Below are 20,904 nucleotides of genomic sequence, written 5' to 3' on the forward strand. Positions count from 1 at the left end.
CGGCAAGCTTGAGCGCAACCAGCAAAGCGCGCTCCGCAAAAATTGGGAACAGGCAGCCGGCCCGGTCGATGGGAGCATCATGGCGGAACAGTTCGAGCCAGCAACCGAGATCACGCCCGGGTCGCTGCAATGACGGTAGCTGCCGAAGGGGTGCCCACGCGGCGCATGACGCGAGCAAGGCGAAACGCCCTTCTGCAGTCCGAGTCCGTCCAGGGCCTTGCCCTGATCAGCCCGACCTTGGTCTACGCTTTGATCCTGCTGCTGGTGCCGATCCTGGTGGTCTTCGCCCACTCCTTCTGGACGCAGAACTACCTCACCATCGACCATACATTCACGCTGGAGAATTATCGCATCGCGCTGACCGAGCCGATCTACCGCGATCTGCTCTGGCGCTCGCTCTACATTTCGCTGACGGTGAGCTTTTTCACCGTCATCCTCGCCTATCCGATCGCCTATTTCATCTCGTTCCATGGCGGTCGCCACAAGAGCCTGTGGCTGTTCCTGATCACCATCCCGTTCTGGACCAGCTATCTCCTGCGCGTGATGTCATGGAAAGTCATCCTCGGCTATAATGGCGTGCTGAATTCCGGCCTGATGGGCCTCGGCATCATCGACGAACCATCGACCGCGCTACTCTACAATTCCAGCGCCGTCATCATCACGCTCACACACGCCTGGGCGGCCTTTGCCATCCTGCCGATCTTCGTTTCGCTCGAGAAGGTCGACCGCACCTTGGTCGAGGCTGCCACCGATCTTGGCGACGGCCCGCTGCGCTCCTTCCTGCGCGTGACGCTGCCGCTGTCGGCGCCGGGCGTCATCTCGGCCGCTCTCATCGTCATGATCCCCACCGTCGGCGACTACGTCACCGCAAGGCTGGTCGGCGGCAAGGATGGCGTGATGATCGCCAATGCCATCGAGTCGCAGTTTCACAAGGCCTCCAACTGGCCACTCGGCGCGGCACTGTCCGTGACCACCATGCTGGTCGTGACGCTGATGGCGGGCGCCACCGTGCTCATCATCCGCGCGCTGCAGAGGCTGGCGCGATGACGGCGAGGCGGCGCCTTTTCCCCGGCGGCTGGCTGTCCGCCTACGCCCTCCTCTACGTCGTCTTTCTCTATCTGCCGGTGATCTTCCTGCCGATCTTCTCGATCAACACCGCGCCGACGCCAAAATTTCCTCTCACCGGCTATACGCTGAAATGGTACCAAGACCTGCCGAAGACGCCGGCGCTGCTTGACGCCGCCTGGAACAGCCTGATCGTCGGTATCTCGGCATCGGTGCTGTCGACGCTGCTCGGCATCCTCGCCGCCCGCTCGATCACCCGCTACCGCTATCCCGGCCGCCGCACAATCAATGGCCTGATCATGGCGCCGCTGGTGCTGCCGGAAATCATCCTCGCCATCTCCATGCTGCTGGTCATGCTGCAGTTAGGCCTAAGCCTGTCGCTGTTCACCGTCGTGCTCGGCCATGTCCTGATCTGCATTCCCTATTCGATGACGGTGCTGACCGCCGGTTTCGAGGGCTTCGACCGCAGCCTCGAAGAAGCCTCCGCCGATCTCGGCGAGAGTGCCTTCGGCACCTTCCGGCGGGTGACGCTGCCGATGGTGGCGCCGGCGATCATTTCCAGCCTCCTGGTCTGCTTCACCATCTCGCTCGACGAGTTCGTCATCGCTTTCTTCCTGACCGGCACCGAGACGACGCTGCCGATCTATATCTGGGGCCAGTTGCGCTTTGCCGCCAAGCTGCCGGGTGTGTTGGCGCTGGGCACGCTGCTGCTGGTTGCCTCTTTGGTTTTGATGACCGTTGCCGAGATCCTGCGCCGTCATGCGGCCAGACGCACCCAGAGCGAGGGAGGCCTCTATGCCTGAGCAGTCCCGGGCCGAACGGCCTCAGGATGAGCCATCCAAGCAAGATAAGTCCGAGCGGGCCCAATCTGATCGACCCCAAACCGACCGAGCAATGATCGAAATCCGCAGCGTTACCCGCAGCTATGGGGCGTTCAAGGCGCTCGACGACGCCTCGCTGACCATCAAGGAGGGCGAATTCTTTTCGCTGCTCGGCCCTTCCGGCTGCGGCAAGACCACGCTGCTGCGCATGATTGCCGGTTTCGACAACCCGACCAGCGGCTCGATCTCGGTCGGCGGCCAGTCGATGGAAGGCATCCCCGCCAACCGCCGGCCGACCAACATGGTATTCCAGAGTTATGCCATCTTCCCGCATCTCAATGTCGAGCAGAATGTCGCCTATGGGCTGAAACGGCTCAGGCTGGGAGGAACGGAAGAAAAGCGCCGCGTCGAGGAAGCGCTGGCGCAGGTGTCGCTCACCGGCCTCGGCAAACGCCTCGCCACCGAGCTTTCCGGCGGCCAGCGCCAGCGCGTGGCGCTCGCCCGCGCCTTGGTGATGCGGCCCAAGGTGCTGCTGCTCGACGAGCCGCTGTCGGCTCTCGACAAGAAATTGCGCGAGCAGATGCAGGTCGAACTGCGCCGCCTGCAGCAGGCGGTCGGCATCACCTTCGTGCTGGTCACCCATGACCAGTATGAGGCGCTCGCTATGTCCGACCGCATCGCCGTAATGTTCGGCGGCAAGATCGCCCAGGTCGCCTCGCCCAAGGAAATCTACCAGCGGCCGGTCAACCGCCAGGTCGCCGATTTCCTCGGCGGCATGAATTTCGTAAAAGCGCAGATCATAGAGGAGAATGCCGCCTCGCTGGTCGTCGACACGCTGGGCTTCGGCCGCGTCAGGACCGACAAGCCGAAGGCCTTCATGCGCAATGGCGGCGGCGCCACTCTGGGCATCAGGCCGGAGCGATTGCGCGTGCTGTGGGACAATGCGACGGCGAAATTCGAAGTGGCCGGCAAGGTGGTCGAACGCCACTATTTTGGCGAGATCACCCACCTGATCGTCGAGATACCCGGATTGGAAAAGCCACTGTCGGTCACCGAGACCAACGACTTCGGCGCCGACGATATCCCCGTCGGCACGTCGGTCCGCCTCGGCTACGATCCCGAGGCCCTGGTGGCGATGGCGGACTGAGCATGATCCCGAAAAGTGGGAACCGATTTTCGGAATAAGATCATGCTCCACTAAGAATTTTAAGTTCCGTCGCGATCTGTTTGGCTGCGATCCGCCCCATCACGATGGCGCCTTCGACATAGCCCGGGAATGACGGCGACAGTTCCGACGATGCTAAATGAACCGGGGCAGCGCCGGCACGGATCGTGCGCTCGGCATCCCGTGCCGTCACATCGACAATTAGGTCGCTGTAGGCGCCGCCGCTCCAGCGGTCATCGATCCAGTCGCGCTGGCTGAAATCGATAATGCCGGCCGCCTCCGGGCCAAGGGCATCAACGAGCCTTGCCGTGACCTCCGCACGCAGCGCCGCGTCCGCGAGCGGACGCCAACGCAACGCCAGTGGTCCGCCGACGAAGACGACCAGCGCGGCATGTTGCGCATCCTTGCTGGCGTCACAGGCGAACAGGCCCGGCAGGTCGCGCCACATCACCATGCCGCACAGGTCGCGCTCGCGCCAGAACGGCGTGGGATAGCGCACCAGGATCTTGATCACCGCACCGCTTTCCCAGACGCCGAGCGCCTTTGCGAGAGCCGGCGGCAGAGCGGGCGCGAAATCCAGCTTCGCGGCCGTCGCCGGCGGCAGCGCGACCAGCACTTTTCGCGCTTCGATGGCGCTGCTTGCCGAGACGGCACGAACCCCTTGCGGCCCGTGCTCGATGCGCGTAACCGGCTCGTTCAGCCAAACCCTGTCGCCGAGATCTCCCGCCATGTCCTCGGCCAGCGACTGCATGGTTTCGAGCAGCGAATATTGCAGCTCGGGCACCTCGTTGGTGATGCGGCGGTCATTGTCGATGAGGTACCACAGCGGCACCTTGTCCATCGCCAGGCACCACAGGCCTTCGATCATCGAGCGGAAAGCCGTCTTGGCGTCAGTGGGATCATGCTGGCGTTCGAGCCAGGCGGCAGCGCTCATGCCGGCGATCGAGGGATCGTCCGGCTCGATCGCATTCATCCGCTCGCGGATTGCCATCGCGCCATGATAGGTCCGTTCGGCCTCTTCGACCGACAGCGATGGATGGGTGATGAAATCGCCATTCACATAGGTTTCGACGAAGGCCTTGCCACGGGACGCGGCCAGCGCCGTCACCTCCGGCATGTCTTCGCAGAAAAACTGGCCGCCGCTGTCGATGCGCTCGCCAAGCCCGTTGCGAATAGCCTCGACCCTGCCGCCGACGCGGTCGCGTGCCTCGAGCAGCACGACATCGATGCCGGCCTTTCTGAGCTCAAGCGCAGCCGACAGGCCGGTGAAACCGGCGCCGACGATGACGACATCGGTTCTTTCAGTCCTGTCGCTCAATAGCCGGCCTTGATCTTCTCGAATTCCGTGACCATGCGCTGCTTGAGCTCAGGCGGCACCGGCTGCTGGAACAGCGTCTTGTCCAAGAACTTGTCGAGATTGTCGAAGCCACGGTCGCTCAGCACCTGATGGTCGATCGCGGCCATCCCGGCGCTGTTGCCGTGGCCGTAGCCGAAGGTCTTGACCAAGTAATCGGACACGGCATGCGCGTTGACCGCACTGAGGAAATCATAGGCCTGGTCGAGCTTGCCCGGCGCATCCTTCATCAGCACATAGCCGCACACCCAGGTGGATATGCCTTCCCTGGTGTCGCGGTTCATGGCGATCGGCATGCCTTGGCCCTTGAGCGTCACGAAGGTCTCATTCCAGCCCCAGACGAGGTCGACCTCATTGCCGGTAAAGGCCTGGTTGAGGTCGGTGTCGTCGGTCCAGTAAAAGCGGATGTTCTTGTGGACGTCACGCAGGAAGGCGGACGCCTCCTGGAACTGCGCGTCGGTCATCTTGGTCCAGTCCTTGAGGCCGATGACCAGGCTGGCCAGCGCATAGGCGTCATCGACATTGTCGCCGATGGTGACGCGGCCCTTGAATTTGGGATCGGCGAAAATCTTCAGCGACTGCGCTTCCTCCGCCGTGACCTTGTCGGTGCGGTAGAGCAGCGAAGTGTTGCCCCAGTCGAACGGCATGAACCAGGCCTTGCCGTCGGCGGTGACGGCGAGATCCTTCATCGCCATGATGCCGGGATTGAGATCCTTCCAGCCGGCGATCCGGGAGGTGTCGAGCGGTTGCAGAATGCCGGCCGCGCGCCACTTGGTCACGCTTTGCGAGCAGGGGTGGGCGATGTCGGCCTTGAAGCCGGCGCGCACCTTCTGGAACGCTTCCTCCTCGTCGCCGAAGAAAGCAAAGGTCGGCTCGGCGCCGTATTTGGCGGTGTAGTCGGGGTGCAGCAACGGATCTTCATAGCCTGACCAGTCGAACACGACGAGGTCGCCGCCGCCTTCGGCATAAGCAAGCACGGCGCCGGCGCCGACTGTAAGAGCAGCGGCAAGGGCGAGGCGGCGAAGCATGGAATTCATGGCGCGAAACTCCTCATCGCGAAAAGCGGCCGGGCGACGTTACGGAATTTCAGCGGCCTTGGCGAGACCGTCTGCCCGGCGCACTGACAGGCAGACGGAGGAGGCCGGACAGAGCTTTAGTAGCCTGCCTTGATCTTCTCGAATTCGGCGATCATCTTGAGCTTGAGCGACGACGGCACGGGCGATTGGAACAGGGTCTTGTCGACGAATTTCTGCACGTCGTCATAGCCCTTTTGTTTCAGGATCGCCGGGTCGACGCCGGCCATGCCCTTGGCGTTGGCCTGGCCATAACCCCAGTCCTTGACCAGCACCTTGGCGGTCTCGGGATCGTTGATCGCGTTGAGGTAGTCATAGGCCTTGTCGACATTGCCGGGTGCGTCCTTGAACAGCACGTAGCCGCAGACCCAGGTCGAGATGCCTTCGTCCGTATCCTTCTTGGACTTGATCGGCACACCGGCAGCGACGGATTGTACCGTGGCATCGTTCCATGCCCAGGCGAGATCGACCTCGCCGCCGCTCAGCAACTGCACGACGTCGGTGGTATCGGTCCAGTAGGAGCGGACATTCTTGTGCACTTGGCGCAGGAAATCGGAAGCCTGCTTGAACTGGTTGTCCGTCATCTTGGTCCAGTCCTTGAGCCCGATGGCAAGGTTGGCCAGCGCATAGGCGTCGTCCACATTGTCGCCGATTGAGACCCGCCCTTTGAACTTGGGATCGGCGAAGGCCTTCAGCGACTGCACATCCTTCGCGTCGATCTTGTCGGAGTTGTAGGTGAGCTGGGTGTTGCCCCAGTCCCACGGCATGAACCAGGCCTTGCCGTCCGAAGTGGTGGCCAGATCCTTCATCGCCATGATGCCGGGATTGAGATCCTTCCAGCCGGTGATCTTCGAGGTGTCGAGCGGCTGCAGCAGCCCCGCCTCACGCCACTTTGTCACGCTCTGCGAGCAGGGATGGCCAAGATCGGCCTTGAAACCGGAGCGCACTTTCTCGAAGGCTTCGTCCTCGTCGCCGAAGAAGGCGAAGGTCGGCGAGTCGCCGTTCTTCTCGACATATTTGGGGTGGAAGCTCGGGTCCTCATAGCCGGACCAGTCGAACACGATCAGGTCCTTGTCGGCGGCGACCGCAATCGCCGCGGCCGAACCAGCCAGCGTCGCCGTCAGCGCCAATGTCAGTGTCAGGCGTCGGGTTATTCTTTTCATGCTGTTCCATCCTCTTTGTCATTGCATTGCCGACTCGACTGGCCGGCTTCTGGTTATCCGTAGTGCTTGGGAAAGGCGGCTGCGAGGAACGCGTTGGCCGCTTGCAGCGCGGTTTCGCGCGTGGTGTCTTCGGTTCCCATCATCAACCGCAGCCACAGGCCTTCCAACATGGCTGACAGCGCCAGCGCCATCACCTGCGGCTCATAGGCATAGCCGCCGCTCTGCTTGAGCGTCGCGCAGAGGTCGATGAAGACCTGCTGGTAATATGCGTCGCGGGAACTGCTCAGCGCCTGATAGACCGGCCGCGACTTGGCCTCGCCCCAGAAAGCGAGCCAAGCGGCGAGCTTGCGCTTGTTGCAGATCGAGCGGTCGAAGTCGGCCCAAACCAGAATCTGCAATTGGCGGGCTGGGTCATCACCGGCTTTCCGCAGGGCAGCACGCCAATGTGCCGAATACTCGTCATACATATACTGCAGGGTGGCGATCAGCAGCTTCTCTTTGCTCTCGAAATGAAAGTTGACGATGCCGCGCGACAGGCCGGCGCCATCGGCGACATCGGCCATCGTCGTCTCCGCGTAGCCGCGCTTGGCCAGCGAATCGATGGTCGCTTCGATCAGCTGCTGTTGCCTGACCTCCTTCGACGCCTTGCGGCCGCGTTTTTCCGGTTCGGTTTCTCCAGACGTGTCGGAGGATCGCTCTTCGCGCGCAGCTTTCATCGGTGCCGTCATGCTCCACATTGCCGGCTATCCCACGACAGCCGGCTTCCACCCGCGAAGATGAGTGGGACGGTGCTCGCCACTGTCAAGCACCTTCTTCATGGCCTCCCAGGTCTTGATGTTCTTGTCGATATAGGCCGCTCCGACCGCGGCTGCCGCCGTCTCGTAGAGCGGGCCTTTCAGCCTTTCCAGCTCGCCGCGCGCGACCTCGCGGTACCAAGAATTGCGGTCCTTCACAGTGACATCGGCAAAGCCGGCGCTGCGCATCGCTTGCGCATAGCGTGCCGGCGAGGCCATGGCGAAGGACAGGCCTTCGGCCGCGACATAGGCCTTCATCTCAGATGACGGCTCGCCGTCATGGCCGATCAGCCAGTCGGAGGCGGCAAGGACGCCGCCCGGCTTCAGCACGCGGAAGATTTCCGCAAACAGCGCGTCCTTGTCGGACACGTGCACCAGCGCATCCTTGGAGAAGACGACATCGAACGAAGCGTCGGCAAAAGGCAGCGGCCCCGGCGGCGCCTGGACGAAGCTGGCGCGGTCTGAAAGCCCTCGTGCAGCGGCATGCTTTCTGGCCGCCTCGATCACCGGCCGCTCGATGTCGAAGCCGGTGGCATGAGCAGCACCGTGGCGCTCCACCAGATGCAGCGCGATGCCGCCGGAGCCGCAGCCGATGTCGAGGATCGTCTTGCCCCTGAGCGACAGCCCTTCGACCACCCGGTCGACCTCGTCGGGTCCGCCCGGCGACAGATAACCCTCGCCCCACAGCGCCTCGAGGAAGCGGATCGCGGCAGCGTCATATTCCGGCTCGCCATCTGCCGTTTCGATCATCAGACCTTAAGTCCCATCAGCCGAATTGCGCAGGTTCGAATGCCGGCAAAGCGTAGCGTATTAACAGGAAAACGCAATATCATTTGTTGAACATTCATTCAGAATGGCTGGACAGAATAGCCGCTGCCGTGCCAAATTCCGCGCATTCGGCGACAAATCACGCGAAAATGAAGGGTCGAGCACCATGAAGGCTGGGCGCGAATGAAAGCTTGGGATGCGATCGTCATCGGCGGCGGACACAACGGCCTGGTCAACGCCAGCTATTTGCAACGCGCCGGGCTCGACGTGCTGGTGGTGGAAAAGAACGACTGGGTCGGCGGCGCCGCTACCAGCCGCGAGCTAACGCCGGGCTTCCTCTACTCCAACTGCTCCTATGTCTGCTCGCTGTTTCGCCCCGAAATCATGCGCGACCTCGAACTGCCGCGCTTCGGCTTGCAGGTGATTTCCTATGAGGGCGGCGCCGTGTTCACGCGCGATGGCGACTACCTCGCCAACTACCGTGACCACGATGCGCACCGGCGCGAATTTGCCCGCTTCTCCAGGCGCGACGCCGAGGCCTATGACCGTTATTCGCGCGACGTGACGCGGCAGTGCCGCTTCATCCAGCCGCTGCTGATGCGCACCGCACCGGACCCGACCAGTCTCAAGCCGCGTGACCTCGGAGAGCTTCTCTATCTCGGCAAGAAATTCGCCGGCCTGTCATCAGAAGAAATGGCGCTGACGCTGCGCTTCTGGACCATGTCGATCTCGGAATTCCTCGACGAATATTTTGAGACCGATGTCATCAAGGCGAACTTCGCTTTGTCCGGCATCATCGGTACCGCGCTCGGGCCGATGTCGCCCGGCACAGCCTACGTGCTGCTGCACCATTATATGGGTGAGGTCGACGGCTCGGTCGGCGCCTGGGGCTATGCGCGCGGCGGCATGGGCGCCGTCGCCAAGGCGCTCGCCGGTTCCTTCAAGGCGTCCGGCGGCACCATCCGTACCGGCGCCGAGGTCGACCATGTGCTGGTGAGCCGAGGCAAGGCCAAGGGCGTGGTGCTGGCTGGCGGCGAGGAGATTTACGGCAAGCTCGTCGTCTCCAACGCCGACGTCAAACGCACATTCCTGAAACTGGTCGAGGAGAAGGAACTGCCCGACATTTTCCTGCGGCGGGTCAGGAACTTCAAGATCCGCGGCTCCTCCGGCAAGGTCAACATCGCGCTGGATTCGCTGCCCGATTTCCCGGCACTGCCGAAGGATTCGCCTGTTTATCGCGGCGACATGCATTTCACCGATTCCATGGAGCGCATGGAGCGCGCCTATGACGACTGGAAGGCCGGTCGCTGGTCGGCCGACCCATTCCTCGACATGGTCATCCCAACGACGCTCGACCCGACCATGGCGCCGCCGGGCAAGCATTTCATGAGCTGCTTCGTGCAGTACGCGCCGCCCAAGGTGAACGGCCGCGACTGGACCGATACCGACCGTGACGGCTTCGCCGAAAGCGTGGTCGCGCAGATCGCGGAATACTCGCCGGGCTTCCGCGACCGCATCGTCCACATGGAGGTTCGCACGCCGCGCGAGATCGAAGCCGAGGTCGGCCTCACCGAAGGCAACATCTTTCAGGGCGAGCTGACCTTCGACCAGTTGCTGTTCAACCGGCCGGTGCCGGGCTACGCACAATACCGCTCGCCGGTCGGCGGGCTCTATATGTGCGGCTCCTCGACCCATCCCGGCGGCGGCGTCATGGGCGCACCCGGCCGCAATGCAGCAGCCGAGATCCTGCGCGACCTCGCCAAATCGACCTCCCATATGAGCGCGGCCCATGACGTCATTTGATGCCATCATCATAGGCGGCGGCCATAACGGCCTTGTCGCTGCCGCCACTCTGGCCAAGGCCGGCCGCAAGGTGCTGGTGTTGGAAGCCGGGACCGAAGTCGGCGGGGCCGCGCGCACCGAAGAGTTCGCCCCTGGCTTTCGCGTCTCCTCGATCGCCCATGTGCTGAACCGTCTGCATCCCGACGTGGTAAAGACATTGGAGCTGGAGAAACACGGGCTTCAGGTCACCCGCGCAGACTTCATGCCGTCGGTCGCCTTGGCGAAGGACGGCCCGCCGCTTGTCCTGCATGGCGCCTATGGCGAAGTGCTGACCGGCTCCACTCCGTCCGAGCAGTCCGACTGGAAGGAATTGCGCGCGCAACTCATGCGCTACGCCGGCATCCTGAAACCGTTCCTGTCGCGGCGCCCGCCCGATCTCGGTGGCATGTCCCTGCTTGAAACCGCAGCGCTCGGCCAGACGGCCGTGGCGCTGAAAAAGCTCGGCAAGGAAGACATGCGCGACTTCCTGCGCGTTCTCCTGATGAACGTCGCCGACCTGCTCGACGAGCAGCTTGCCGATATCAGGCTGAAGGGCCTGCTTGCCTTCGACGCCACGCTTGGTAGCCACCTCGGCCCGCGTTCGCCGACCTCCCTGCTCGGCCTCTACTATCGGCTGGCCGGCGAGACCGGCGGCAAAACCGGCGCGCAGATGCTGCCGAAAGGTGGGATGGGTGCAGTCGTCGCCGCGATCCGCGCGGCGGCGGAGAAAGCCGGCGTCACCATCCGCACGGCAGCGCCCGTGGCCAGAATAGTCGTCGAGAAAGGGCGCGCCCTCGGCGTGACCCTCGACGGCGGCGAGGTGCTGCACGCCAGAACGATCGTCTCCGCCATCAACCCGGCGACGACCATGCTCGATCTCGTCGGCCCGCGCGAGATCGACACGGGTTTCGTGCGCAAGGTAAAGAACATCCGCATGAGGGGCGACGCGGCGAAGCTCCATCTGGCGCTCGAACGGCAACCGCAATTTTCCGGCGTCGGCGCCGATAATCACAAGGGCCGTCTGGTCATCGCGCCCTCGGCCGACCATGTCGAGCGCGCCTTCAACCCGTCAAAATATGGCGAGTTCTCAGCCGAACCGGTGATGGAGATCACACTACCCTCGCTCTCCGACCCGTCGCTCGCGCCAAGCGGCGCCTGCGTGCTGTCGGCGATCGTGCAATACGCGCCTTATGCGCTGAAAGAGGGTTGGGATGCCGGCAAGCCGAAATTCCTCAAGGCTGTTATGGCGCAGCTCGAAGCCTACGCCCCCGGTATCGGCAAGTCCGTGCTGCATGCCGAGCTTTTGACGCCAGCCGATATCGAAGCCAACTACCGCATGCCGGGGGGCCATTGGCACCACGGCGAATTGCAGGCCGACCAGATGTTGATGTCGCGGCCCGTCTCCGGCTGGTCGGGCTACGACACGCCGATCGAGGGGCTGTTCCTGGCCGGCGCCGGTTCGCATCCGGGCGGCGGCGTTTCGGGTGCTCCCGGTTTGAACGCGGCGCGGCGCATCATCGCGATGAAGGGATGATCGGATGTTTCAGCCAGTCAACGCCGCACTTTACGGCGAAGGAATGCCGTCATGACGAGTCCGATCAACAACGCCGCCCGCACCACAGCGCAGTCGCATTTCCGCACACTGCGTCTCGGCACGCCGTTCCAGCCGCGCATCGATGCGCTGGCCAAAACTCAGGACTGGTACAATTGGGCCGGCTATCGCGCGCCGCGTTCGCTGTGGGACGAGGAACTCGAATATTTCGCCATCCGCAGCCAGGCGGCTTTGTTCGACATCTCGCCGATGACCAAATACCGCATCGAGGGGCCGGATGCCGAAGCCTTCCTCGATCGCGTCACGCTGCGCGATGTCACCAAGCTGAAACCGGGCCGCGTCCACTACACCGCATGGTGCGACGACGAAGGTTTTGTCCTCGATGACGGCACGCTGTTCCGGCTGTCGCCGACCCGCTTCCGCCTGTGTTCGCAGGAGCGGCACCTGCCCTGGCTGCTCGACAGCGCCATCGGTTTCGAAGTGACCGTCGAAGAAGAGACTGAAAGCGTCGCTGGTCTCGCTCTGCAAGGCCCAACCTCCTTCGCCGTGCTGCGCGAGGCCGGCTTTGCCGGCGTTGAAAAACTCAAAGTGTTCGATCTCGCCGAGTTCCCGCACGATGGCGGCACTATCACCATCTCGCGCACCGGCTTCACCGGCGATCTCGGCTACGAACTGTTCGTGCCGGCCGAAAAAGCGCTCAGCCTCTGGGACCGCCTGATGACGGCAGGCGAGCTGCGCGGCATCCGCGCCATCGGCTACGCCGCCCTCAACCGCGCCCGGCTGGAAGCCGGCCTCATCGTCGCCAATGCCGACTTCACCACCGCCGAGCATGCCATTCGCGCCGACCGTCTGCGCATGCCGGACGCGATCGGTCTCGGCTTTATGGTCGAGTTGGGAAAAGGCCATTTCAATGGCCGCCGCGCCATGCTCGAAGCGCGCGCCAAACGCAAGCTGCGCCATGTGCTGGTCGGGCTGGAGATCGAAGGCAACATCCCGGCCCAACACGCCATCGTCTACCACAAGAAGCATCAGGAGGTCGGGCTGGTCAGCGCCGCCATGTGGTCGCCGATGGCCAAGCGCAATATCGCCATCGCCTCGCTGACGCGTCCCTATGGTGATAGGATGGTCGAAGACCTCTGGGTCGAGATCTACGCAATGCGCGAGTTGCAGTACCAGAAGCTGATGAAGCGGGCCAAGGTGGTGGCCCGTCCTTTCATCAAGCTCGACCGCCGCACCGCCAATCCGCCAGCGGATTTCTGATCATGGCCGACGAACCGGATGATGAGACGGAAGCCGCCGAACAGTGGCAGCTGGTCAACACGCCGCTCGGCGAAAAATGGTCGGGTCGTACCCGCTATGCCGCCGCCATGTACTTCTACAAGCGCGGTGAAATGAGCGCCGAGACGCTCGAAGTCTACCGCATCTGCGCGCGGCTGGACTGGGAGAACCCGCTGCCGATGATCAGGGATCGCGGCGGCCAGGATTGGCTGAAGCGCATGGGCGCTTAAGCCTCAGCCTATGGTTCTTTCGAGAACGTTCAGCCAGTTGCGATAGGCGATCTTCTCGATCAGCGCGCGTCCGAAGCCGCGCGCGGCCAGCGCATCTGCCAGCTTTGGCAGACCGGCAACGTCGCCGATGACCGCCGGGATCATGGCGCCGTCGAAATCGGAGCCGAGACCGACGCCGTCCTCGCCCAGCGCCTGCAGCAGCGAGTCGACATGGCGCACCATGATGTCGAGGCTGGTGTCCGAGTTCATCCGTCCGTCTTCACGCAGGAAGCCGGTTGCGAAGTTGAGCCCGACCATGCCGCCGGTCTCGCGGATAGCGCCGAGCTGCCAGTCCGTCAGGTTGCGCGAATGGGTGCACAGCGCATGCACGTTCGAATGGGTGGCGACCAGCGGCGCATCGCTGAGTGCGGCGACATCGCGAAAGCCCTTTTCGTTGAGATGCGACAGGTCGACCATGATCTTGAGCTGATTGCAGGCCTTGATCAGCGCCTTGCCGGCATCGGTCAGCCCCGGTCCGGTATCGGGCGACGACGGAAAGCGGAACGGGACGCCGTGGCCGAAGGCGTTGGGTCGGCTCCAGACAATGCCGAGCGAGCGCAGGCCGGCTTCGTAGAGCACGTCGAGCAAGGTAAGTTCGGGATCGATCGCCTCGACGCCTTCGATGTGAAACACCGCCGCGATGGAACCTTTCGCCATCGCCTCGCGAATGTCACCGGCACTGCGGCAGACGGTCAGAGCCCCCGCTCGCTCCAGCCGAAACAGGATCGAGGCCATGCCGATGGTGGAATTGAGCGCATCAGCGCGCGGCAGTTCCGGCGGCAACGGCTCATTGTCGCTCGGCGCCGGCGGCACCGCAGAGCGTTTGCTCTTCTCGACCGGCGGTGGAAAGATCGCGAACATGCCGCCGGCAAAGCCGCCCTTCTTGGCGCGCGGCAGATCTATATGACCGCCCTGCGTCCCCTCGATGAACAGCTTTTCGACGTCTGTGTCTTTCGACTGGTACAGTCGCAGCAGCGTGTCGTTGTGGCCGTCGAAGACGGGGACGAGATCGGGTTCGGTCATCAGGAAGCCATTCGGTCAATTGGCAGGAGCGGACGAACCGCGGCGAACTGTGTACTTAGGCAAGAAGGCCGAACTGCGCAAATGCCAGAGAGGCGTTCGCTCTTGTGGCTGAGCGGCTCCGACCACCTGCCGGGTCCCCGCTGCTTCGCAGCGTCCCGGCGTTCGCCGGCCTTTCATCGTGCCACCGGCACGATGAATTCGCCTTCGGCGACCGGCAACTCACCCCACAAGGGGAGAAGGGAAAAAGGTCTATTGCTTCAGCACATCCGCCCATTCCGGATGGCGGCGGAACTGGGCGTTGGCGAAGGGGCAGAGCGGGATGATCTTCTTGCCCACTGCCCGCGCGTCCTCGACGGCGCGTGTGACGAGCCGAAGGCCGGCGCCCTGGCCGCGAAACACGTCCGGCACTTCGGTGTGATCGATGATGATCTGGTGCTCGCCGACCTTGGTGAAGGTCATCTCCGCCTCGGCGTCGCCGGGCCCGCGCAGGACATAACGTCCCTTCGAGCCGCGGTCCTCGAGTTCGATCTCAGGCAATTCGTCAGGCATCGCTTGCTCCTTCAACCGGCGCATCGGCAAAAAGCCGCCTCGCCGCTTCGATCTCGTTTGGCCGAATTTCGTGGCCGCCATCGTGCCACTCCACTGTGACATCGGCGCCATCGGCACGCAAATAGGCTTCCAGCCGCGACGTCAGGTTGGGCGGGCAGATCGGGTCGCGCTTGCCGGCGGTGACCAGGATGCGGCGTCCGGCAAGGCTGCCCTGCACCTGCGGTTCGAACGGGATCAGCGGGTGCATCAGCACCGCCGCATCGAACAGCTCGGGCGCGGCGAACATTACGGACGCCAGGATGTTGGCGCCGTTGGAATAGCCGAGACCCAAGACCGAAGATGGCCTTGCCGCTGCCACCTGCGCCTTGATGAAACCGGCCATCTTGCCGGTCGCCCGCGCGAGGTCGTCCATGTCGTAGACGCCCTCGCCGGTGCGGCGGAAGAAACGCGCCGCACCATGCTCGGAAACAGCGCCGCGCGGCGATACGATCGTCGCCTGTGGCGCGAGGTCGCGCCCGAGCGACAGCAGCTGGCTCTCGTCCGCGCCGGTGCCGTGAAAGACGAAGAGCAGGGGGCCGCCGAGCGAACCCGGCAGCGCCTTATGGATGTAAGCTTCCTTGCTCATCGTCTCAGCCCTCCAGCTTCTGCAGATGCTCTTCAAGATAGGGCCGCAGATGCTGGTGCTGCGTCGGCAGCTTCAGCGCCTCGCCGAGATGGGCAGTGTCCTCGTCGCGGTCGAAACCCGGCTCATTGGTCGCAACTTCGAACAGCACGCCGCCCGGCGTGCGGAAGTAGATCGCCCAGAAATAGTCGCGGTCGATCACCGGCGTCACGCCATAACCCGTATCGATCAGCGCCTTGCGCACTTCGAGCTGCTGGGCGCGGTTCTCCACCGCGAAGGCGACATGGTGGACCGAGCCGGCGCCGAGATTGGCAAAGCCCGCGGTAGGCAGCGATTCGATGTCGACGACATCAGCGCCGTTGCCGTTCTTGACCGCCAGCCGGCTGACATTGCCGGACTTGTCCACTTGCTCATAGCCCATGAACTTCAACAGCTCTTCCGTGGCGCCACCATCCTTCAATCTGAGCGAGACCGAGTGGAAGCCGCGTATCGCCTCATCAGCGGGAATGCCGCCTTTCAACCACGGCGCGCGGCTGTCCGCTTTGTCTTCGACCAGCGCGAAACCGTCGCCGTCGGGACCGGCGAAGGCCAGCCGCTTCTCGCCGAACGTCTCTTCGCGGGAGACACCCGCAACGCCTTCATCGGCGAAGCGCTTTTCCCAATAGCCGAGCGTGCCGGCCGGCACCGAATAGGCCGTGGTACCGACCTCGCCGACGCCGTGGCGGCCCCTGGCAATGTCCGGGAACGGAAAATAGGTCATCACCGAGCCGGGCGTACCGTGCTCGTCACCATAATAGAGGTGATAGACATCTGGCGCGTCGAAGTTGACCGTCTTCTTGACCCGGCGCAGGCCGAGCTTGTGCGTGAAGAAATCATTGTTCTGCCGCGCATCGCCGGCCATCGACGTGACGTGATGCAGGCCCTTGATCTGGTCGAGCATTGTCTTGCTCCTTCCCTTGGGTTTGCGGCCGTTGCCGCTGTCCACGCCTATATGAGGGGCCGCCCGGCAATGGCAAAGGCGGCAAACTCAGAATGGACTGTATCCCAATAGTGAACAGCAGGAAATTTTCGTTCACCATTTAGGCAGGGCTGACAGGCTTGCGCTGCCTGCAAATTCCGGTTCATTGAACGTCTTCCCGACGTGACAGGATAGAGCATTGGCCGCGAAAAGCAGACGCCCAAACATCCTATTGATCTCCTGCGACCAATGGCGGGGCGATTGCCTGTCGGCTGCCGGCCATCCCGTGGTGAAGACGCCGAATGCCGATGCGCTCGCCGCCGAAGGCGTCCTTTTCAAGCGGCATTACGGCGGCGCGGCGCCCTGCTCGCCGGCCCGCGCGTGCCTCTACACCGGCCTTTACCAGATGAACAATCGCGTCTGCCGCAACGGCACGCCGCTCGACGCCCGCTACGGCAACATGGCGCTTTCGGCCCGCGCCCTCGGCTATGATCCGACTTTGTTCGGCTACACCGACGTCTCGCCCGATCCGCGCACGATGGCGCCGGGCGATCCCCGGCTGAAAAGCTATGAGGGCGTGCTGCCCGGCTTCAGCGTGCGCCAGTTCCTGCCTGAGCATCAGAAACCATGGCTGTCATGGCTGAAGGCACGTGGCGTCGACACCAGCGCGGGCTCTCCCGGCATTCACCGTCCCGTGGGCGGGGAAGCGGGCGACGCCGTGACCAACGCGCCGCCTGTCTATTCCAGGGACGAGACGCCGACCGCTTTTCTTGCCGGCGAATTCATTCGCTGGCTGGACGAACAGGATTCGCCATGGTTCGCGCATGTCTCCTTCATCAGCCCGCATCCGCCCTTTGTCGTACCGCAGCCCTACAACACGCTGTATGATCCGGCGGACGGACCGCCCTTCCGCCATGTCGAGACTTGGCAGGCCGAGGCGCAAAGGCATCCCTATCTGGCTTACGACCTTGGTCGCCAGAAGCGGAGAAGCTTCCGCCCCGGCACCGACGGCCACGTGCGCGACTGGGGCGGCGACAACATCCGGGCCATCCGCGCGATCTATTACGGCATGATCTCGGAGGTCGACGCGCAGCTTGGCCGCATCTGGCAAGCGATCAAGACGGCGAATGCATGGGATGACACCATCATCGTGCTGACTTCGGACCACGCCGAGATGATGGGCGACCATTTCATGCTGGGCAAAGGCGGCTTCTTCGACGGCAGCTATCACATCCCATTGATCGTGCGCGACCCACGACGCGGCAATGCAGCCGGCTCGATCGTCAACCACTTCACCGAGGCAGTCGACATCTTTCCGACTTTGCTCGATCTGCTTGACGCCGACGCCCAGCTGCATCTCGACGGCCGCTCGCTAAAACCGTTCCTGCAAGATGAACCGCCTAAGGATTGGCGCGACGCGGCGCATTGGGAGTTCGACTTCCGCTCGATTGCCAGCGGTGAGGCCGAACGGCATTTCGGCATCGGCTCGCGCCAGTGCAACCTCGCCGTCATCCGTACGGAAAAATTCAAATACGTGCATTTCGGCGGCGGCCTGCCGCCGCTGCTTTTCGACATGGAGAAGGATCCGGGCGAACTGGCCAACGTTGCCGCCGACCCGGCCTATCTCAGCGTGCGGCTTGAATTTGCCGAGCGGCTGCTTGCCTGGCGCGCCGAGCATCTTGACCAGTCGTTGGCGCTTGCAGAGCTGACGGACGAAGGGGTGGTGGGTATGTGGGTAGGCAGTAGGCAGTAGGCAGTAGAATGTTCTGGCGGCTAATGCCTCGTCACTCGGTTTTCGCCTACTGCCCAATCCCTACTGCCTATTCCCTTACTGCACCATCATCCGCTGCTGGTCGCGCTTCTCAGCATAGCTGCCCTTGTCATAGGCGGCCTGCGCCTGCAGCTGCTCCTTGGTGAAGTTGGTGTAGAGATATTTGTTGCCGTCCTTGTCGGTCATGAATTTGAGCTTGTCCATGCCGACCGCGACCTCCTTGGCGCCGATGCCTAGAAAGCCGCCGACATCGATGATGACGGCATCCGGCTTGCTGTCGGGCGTGAGCACGACGTCGCCGATCTCGCCGACCTTGGCGTCGTTGGCGCCATAGACGGTGGTGCCCTTCAGGTCGTCGCCTCTGATGTTACCGACCGGCATTTCGGTCAGTGTGGACTTGTCGATCGCTGCCGTTTGCGTCGGATCGGTAGCCTTTGTCCCGGCCGGAGCTTCCGCGGTCTTGTCCGCTGGCTGAGCATTGTCAGCCGGTGCAACGGCCGTCGGGGCAGCCGGAGCAGTCGGCTGCGTCGCGTCGGAGGTTGTCGTCACGGGCGCCGGATCATAGGGCTTCCGGTCGAAATCAGGCTGCGCCTGCAGTTCCTCCTTGGTCGTCTGCGCCACCAGCCAGCGATCGCCGTTCTTTTCGGCCCACCGCGCCTTGGCGAAATCATAGGTGACGTTCTTTTCACCCATGCCGAGGAAGCCGCCGACGCCGATCACCAGCGACTGCGCCTTGCCATCCTTGGTCAGCACGATGTCGTTGACGTCGCCGATATTCTGGGCATCGTCGCCAGTGCCATTGTAGACATTCTCGCCGATGATGTTGGTTGCGAGATTGCCGTCAGCGCGTTTCACCGCCGGTTCTGACGGCGCGGCGTTGAGATCAACCGGCTTCTGCGGGTCGTTCTGCGCCGTGGAAGCAGGTGCCGAGGCCGGATCGTAGGGCTTACGGTCGAAGTCGGGCAGCGCCGTCAACGCTTCTTTCGTCGTCTCGGCGACGAGCCAGCGGTCACCATTCCTCTCGACCCATTGCAACTTGCCGTAGTCGAAGGCGACGTTCTTGCTGCCTATGCCGAGGAAGCCGCCAACGCCGATAATGGCGGATTTCGCCTGGCCGTTTTCATCGAGGACGACGTCGCTGACGTCACCGATCTTCTGCGCATCGTCGCCAGTGCCATTGTAGACGGACTCGCCGATGATATTGGTCATCAGCGCGCCGTCGGCCTGTTGTGTCGCCGGCGCGATGGTAGCAGGGGCTTCAGCCGGCGCTGGGGTCGTCGCCGGGGCCGTCGTTGACTGCGCAAACGCACCGGTAGCGATCAGCGTTGCGAGTGCGGTCGTCGCGAACAGTGTGCGGATCATGATTAAGTCTCCTCTTGCGTGATCTCGTGCGCGCCGCAATCGGCAAACCACTTGCCGGGAGACCGAAGGCGGCGCCTCCAATGGGATCACAACGTTGTGACAAGGCGCTTGTTCCGAAAAAACGGGAGCATCGAAACACCCCGGGCAAGTCCGTGGAATCGCCGGACTTTCCACCCGGCCGATGGAACCTTTCCCAAGCTTGCCCGTTTCAGCCTGCGGCTGGCATTCCGACCACTAAAAAAGAACACGGAGCGGGGCATGCGATTTGCAGCGGTGCTGAACCGGGACGGCGGCACCTTGCGGACCACCGATCTTTCCGCGCTAACCGACCGCATGCGCCAGACGCTTGAGACGGCTGGTCACTCCATCGATATCGACATCGTCGCCGGCAAGGAGATTGTCGCGGCGCTCGACAAGGTCGCCGCGCGACGCGACATCGACGTCGTGCTGGCCGGTGGCGGCGACGGCACCATTTCGGCCGCCGCGGGGCGGCTGATGAATGGCAAGAAGGCGCTGGCCGTCCTGCCTGCAGGAACCATGAACCTGTTCGCCCGCGGCCTTGGAATTCCGCAGACCATCGATGGCGCGCTGAAGTCCTTTGCCGACGGCGAGATCATGGCGGTCGATATCGCGAGCGCGAATGGCCGGCCGTTCGTGCATCAGTTCTCGATCGGCCTGCACGCCAGGATGGTGAAGCTGCGCGACAATATGGAATTCGCCTCGCGCCTGGGAAAGATTCGCGCCTCGGCCAAGGCCGCTTGGACGACGATCAACAATCCTCCAGCCATGAAGGTGACATTGACGGTCGGCGAAGCCGAAATCGTGACCCGCATCAGCGGCATCGGCATTTCCAACAATCTGTTTGGCGAAGGCCATCTGCCTTATGCCGACAATCCTGCCGGCGGCGTGCTCGGCATCTATGTAACCGTGGCGCGGCAGCGTGGCGAGCTGGTCAGGGCGCTCTTCGACATGGCTCGAGGCAGGTGGCGCGACAGCGACCATGTCGAAACTCATCAGGCCGACAAGGCAATCGTGAAAATCCATACAGGGAGCAAGAAATTCGGCGCCGTCATCGACGGCGAACTGGTCAAGCTGGAGCGTGAAACGACAATCCAGATCCACCCTGGCGCGCTGAACGTCCTGGTTCCGGCGCAAGCCGCCCAGGCAAAGGCCGCCTGATGCGATTACGAATGACGAGGAAAACCCTAGCCGCCCGACTGCCCCTCGCCGGCTGGCGCGCTCTGGTCGGCCGGCGCGGTCTGGCCGGTGGGCTGCCCCTGGCTTTCAGGGGTATCTGGATCGATCTTTTGGCCATAAATCTCGGCCGCTCCCCAAGCAATGAAAGCCAGGAGCAACGCGGCGACCAGTATGCGCAAGCCGTGCCAACCCCAGCGCCCCTGACGGGCTTTGTTTTCAGGGGCGATCTTGGTCATCGGCGGCGTTCCTATCGTGCAACCGGCATGGTGGATAAAACCATCGCTGGCGAAACATGGTGG

At 63.2% G+C, this 20,904-nt stretch carries 20 protein-coding genes; 9 read left to right on the forward strand and 11 right to left on the reverse strand.

The window, feature by feature from the left end:
• Positions 1 to 129: 129 nt before the first annotated feature.
• From NKH35_RS23190 to NKH35_RS23200, 3 genes are all read left to right on the forward strand, one after another.
• The gene (locus NKH35_RS23190) at positions 130 to 1,047 is read left to right on the forward strand and encodes an ABC transporter permease (protein ID WP_023806551.1); all 918 of its coding nucleotides are present in this window, start codon (positions 130 to 132) and stop codon (positions 1,045 to 1,047) included.
• Positions 1,044 to 1,868, forward strand: coding sequence for an ABC transporter permease (locus NKH35_RS23195; RefSeq protein WP_352916564.1), 825 nt, complete (start codon positions 1,044 to 1,046; stop codon positions 1,866 to 1,868). The genes NKH35_RS23190 and NKH35_RS23195 overlap by 4 nt, the downstream gene beginning before the upstream one ends.
• A gap of 91 nt (positions 1,869 to 1,959) precedes the next feature.
• Positions 1,960 to 3,033 (forward strand): ABC transporter ATP-binding protein, encoded by a 1,074-nt coding sequence (locus NKH35_RS23200; protein WP_023690124.1) that lies wholly within the window; start codon positions 1,960 to 1,962, stop codon positions 3,031 to 3,033.
• 40 nt (positions 3,034 to 3,073) lie between these two features.
• On the opposite strand, the gene NKH35_RS23205 is transcribed toward NKH35_RS23200, so the two are convergent.
• The 5 genes from NKH35_RS23205 to NKH35_RS23225 form a co-directional block, all read right to left on the reverse strand.
• Positions 3,074 to 4,369, reverse strand: a complete 1,296-nt coding sequence (locus NKH35_RS23205) for a flavin monoamine oxidase family protein (RefSeq protein WP_352916565.1) — start codon at positions 4,367 to 4,369, stop codon at positions 3,074 to 3,076.
• Positions 4,366 to 5,442, reverse strand: a complete 1,077-nt coding sequence (locus NKH35_RS23210; RefSeq protein ID WP_352916566.1) for an extracellular solute-binding protein — start codon at positions 5,440 to 5,442, stop codon at positions 4,366 to 4,368. Before NKH35_RS23210 ends, NKH35_RS23205 begins: the two co-directional genes overlap by 4 nt.
• 116 nt (positions 5,443 to 5,558) lie before the next feature.
• Positions 5,559 to 6,641, reverse strand: coding sequence for an ABC transporter substrate-binding protein (locus tag NKH35_RS23215; protein ID WP_352916568.1), 1,083 nt, complete (start codon positions 6,639 to 6,641; stop codon positions 5,559 to 5,561).
• Between the two features lie 53 nt (positions 6,642 to 6,694).
• Entirely contained in the window at positions 6,695 to 7,357 is a 663-nt protein-coding gene (gene betI, locus NKH35_RS23220) for a transcriptional regulator BetI (protein ID WP_023711681.1), read from the reverse strand.
• A 27-nt stretch (positions 7,358 to 7,384) separates the two neighbouring features.
• Entirely contained in the window at positions 7,385 to 8,185 is an 801-nt protein-coding gene (locus NKH35_RS23225) for a class I SAM-dependent methyltransferase (RefSeq protein ID WP_352916569.1), read from the reverse strand.
• 201 nt (positions 8,186 to 8,386) lie between these two features.
• Here NKH35_RS23225 and NKH35_RS23230 point away from each other — a divergent pair, with 201 nt between their 5' ends.
• From NKH35_RS23230 to NKH35_RS23245, 4 genes are read left to right on the forward strand one after another with little or no spacing between them, the layout of a single operon-like run.
• Positions 8,387 to 10,006, forward strand: coding sequence for a phytoene desaturase family protein (locus tag NKH35_RS23230; protein WP_352916570.1), 1,620 nt, complete (start codon positions 8,387 to 8,389; stop codon positions 10,004 to 10,006).
• The gene (locus tag NKH35_RS23235) at positions 9,993 to 11,558 is read left to right on the forward strand and encodes a phytoene desaturase family protein (RefSeq protein ID WP_352916571.1); all 1,566 of its coding nucleotides are present in this window, start codon (positions 9,993 to 9,995) and stop codon (positions 11,556 to 11,558) included. Before NKH35_RS23230 ends, NKH35_RS23235 begins: the two co-directional genes overlap by 14 nt.
• 51 nt (positions 11,559 to 11,609) lie before the next feature.
• The gene (locus NKH35_RS23240) at positions 11,610 to 12,836 is read left to right on the forward strand and encodes an aminomethyl transferase family protein (protein WP_352916573.1); all 1,227 of its coding nucleotides are present in this window, start codon (positions 11,610 to 11,612) and stop codon (positions 12,834 to 12,836) included.
• A gap of 2 nt (positions 12,837 to 12,838) precedes the next feature.
• Positions 12,839 to 13,084, forward strand: a complete 246-nt coding sequence (locus tag NKH35_RS23245) for a hypothetical protein (RefSeq protein WP_023690115.1) — start codon at positions 12,839 to 12,841, stop codon at positions 13,082 to 13,084.
• A gap of 3 nt (positions 13,085 to 13,087) precedes the next feature.
• On the opposite strand, the gene NKH35_RS23250 is transcribed toward NKH35_RS23245, so the two are convergent.
• From NKH35_RS23250 to NKH35_RS23265, 4 genes are all read right to left on the reverse strand, one after another.
• Positions 13,088 to 14,146, reverse strand: coding sequence for a dipeptidase (locus tag NKH35_RS23250; protein WP_352916575.1), 1,059 nt, complete (start codon positions 14,144 to 14,146; stop codon positions 13,088 to 13,090).
• A gap of 249 nt (positions 14,147 to 14,395) precedes the next feature.
• On the reverse strand, positions 14,396 to 14,695 hold the full coding sequence (locus NKH35_RS23255) for a GNAT family N-acetyltransferase (RefSeq protein ID WP_023751669.1): 300 nt from the start codon (positions 14,693 to 14,695) through the stop codon (positions 14,396 to 14,398).
• The gene (locus tag NKH35_RS23260; RefSeq protein WP_352916577.1) at positions 14,688 to 15,320 is read right to left on the reverse strand and encodes an alpha/beta hydrolase; all 633 of its coding nucleotides are present in this window, start codon (positions 15,318 to 15,320) and stop codon (positions 14,688 to 14,690) included. The genes NKH35_RS23255 and NKH35_RS23260 overlap by 8 nt, the downstream gene beginning before the upstream one ends.
• 4 nt (positions 15,321 to 15,324) lie before the next feature.
• Complete coding sequence (locus tag NKH35_RS23265; RefSeq protein ID WP_023816424.1) at positions 15,325 to 16,257, reverse strand: VOC family protein; 933 nt, start codon at positions 16,255 to 16,257, stop codon at positions 15,325 to 15,327.
• A 217-nt stretch (positions 16,258 to 16,474) separates the two neighbouring features.
• Between NKH35_RS23265 and NKH35_RS23270 the strand changes: the two genes are divergently transcribed.
• The gene (locus tag NKH35_RS23270; protein WP_023816423.1) at positions 16,475 to 18,028 is read left to right on the forward strand and encodes an alkaline phosphatase family protein; all 1,554 of its coding nucleotides are present in this window, start codon (positions 16,475 to 16,477) and stop codon (positions 18,026 to 18,028) included.
• A 75-nt stretch (positions 18,029 to 18,103) separates the two neighbouring features.
• Here the strand turns inward: NKH35_RS23270 and NKH35_RS23275 are convergent, their stop codons facing one another.
• A complete protein-coding gene (locus tag NKH35_RS23275; protein WP_023693689.1) occupies positions 18,104 to 19,408 on the reverse strand; it encodes a PRC-barrel domain-containing protein in 1,305 nt (434 codons plus the stop codon).
• Between the two features lie 258 nt (positions 19,409 to 19,666).
• On the opposite strand from NKH35_RS23275, the gene NKH35_RS23280 reads away from it, so the two are divergent.
• Positions 19,667 to 20,587, forward strand: a complete 921-nt coding sequence (locus NKH35_RS23280) for a diacylglycerol/lipid kinase family protein (RefSeq protein WP_023683959.1) — start codon at positions 19,667 to 19,669, stop codon at positions 20,585 to 20,587.
• A gap of 26 nt (positions 20,588 to 20,613) precedes the next feature.
• Here the strand turns inward: NKH35_RS23280 and NKH35_RS23285 are convergent, their stop codons facing one another.
• The gene (locus tag NKH35_RS23285) at positions 20,614 to 20,841 is read right to left on the reverse strand and encodes a hypothetical protein (RefSeq protein WP_023693688.1); all 228 of its coding nucleotides are present in this window, start codon (positions 20,839 to 20,841) and stop codon (positions 20,614 to 20,616) included.
• Between the last annotated feature and the right edge of the window lie 63 nt (positions 20,842 to 20,904).

This window comes from Mesorhizobium sp. M1143 (genome assembly GCF_040318435.1).
In the GTDB taxonomy this organism is placed as follows: domain Bacteria; phylum Pseudomonadota; class Alphaproteobacteria; order Rhizobiales; family Rhizobiaceae; genus Mesorhizobium.

Bases quoted from the DNA above. Each gene is read 5' to 3' on its own strand.
- NKH35_RS23200 (WP_023690124.1), top strand. From the start codon at position 1,960: ATGATCGAAATCCGCAGCGTTACCCGCAGCTATGGGGCGTTCAAGGCG.
- NKH35_RS23210 (WP_352916566.1), bottom strand. From the start codon at position 5,442: ATGAATTCCATGCTTCGCCGCCTCGCCCTTGCCGCTGCTCTTACAGTC.
- NKH35_RS23255 (WP_023751669.1), bottom strand. From the start codon at position 14,695: ATGCCTGACGAATTGCCTGAGATCGAACTCGAGGACCGCGGCTCGAAG.
- betI (WP_023711681.1), bottom strand. From the start codon at position 7,357: ATGAAAGCTGCGCGCGAAGAGCGATCCTCCGACACGTCTGGAGAAACC.
- NKH35_RS23195 (WP_352916564.1), top strand. From the start codon at position 1,044: ATGACGGCGAGGCGGCGCCTTTTCCCCGGCGGCTGGCTGTCCGCCTAC.
- NKH35_RS23230 (WP_352916570.1), top strand. From the start codon at position 8,387: ATGAAAGCTTGGGATGCGATCGTCATCGGCGGCGGACACAACGGCCTG.
- NKH35_RS23260 (WP_352916577.1), bottom strand. From the start codon at position 15,320: ATGAGCAAGGAAGCTTACATCCATAAGGCGCTGCCGGGTTCGCTCGGC.
- NKH35_RS23280 (WP_023683959.1), top strand. From the start codon at position 19,667: ATGCGATTTGCAGCGGTGCTGAACCGGGACGGCGGCACCTTGCGGACC.
- NKH35_RS23245 (WP_023690115.1), top strand. From the start codon at position 12,839: ATGGCCGACGAACCGGATGATGAGACGGAAGCCGCCGAACAGTGGCAG.
- NKH35_RS23285 (WP_023693688.1), bottom strand. From the start codon at position 20,841: ATGACCAAGATCGCCCCTGAAAACAAAGCCCGTCAGGGGCGCTGGGGT.
- NKH35_RS23250 (WP_352916575.1), bottom strand. From the start codon at position 14,146: ATGACCGAACCCGATCTCGTCCCCGTCTTCGACGGCCACAACGACACG.
- NKH35_RS23235 (WP_352916571.1), top strand. From the start codon at position 9,993: ATGACGTCATTTGATGCCATCATCATAGGCGGCGGCCATAACGGCCTT.
- NKH35_RS23275 (WP_023693689.1), bottom strand. From the start codon at position 19,408: ATGATCCGCACACTGTTCGCGACGACCGCACTCGCAACGCTGATCGCT.
- NKH35_RS23215 (WP_352916568.1), bottom strand. From the start codon at position 6,641: ATGAAAAGAATAACCCGACGCCTGACACTGACATTGGCGCTGACGGCG.
- NKH35_RS23225 (WP_352916569.1), bottom strand. From the start codon at position 8,185: ATGATCGAAACGGCAGATGGCGAGCCGGAATATGACGCTGCCGCGATC.
- NKH35_RS23265 (WP_023816424.1), bottom strand. From the start codon at position 16,257: ATGCTCGACCAGATCAAGGGCCTGCATCACGTCACGTCGATGGCCGGC.
- NKH35_RS23240 (WP_352916573.1), top strand. From the start codon at position 11,610: ATGACGAGTCCGATCAACAACGCCGCCCGCACCACAGCGCAGTCGCAT.
- NKH35_RS23190 (WP_023806551.1), top strand. From the start codon at position 130: ATGACGGTAGCTGCCGAAGGGGTGCCCACGCGGCGCATGACGCGAGCA.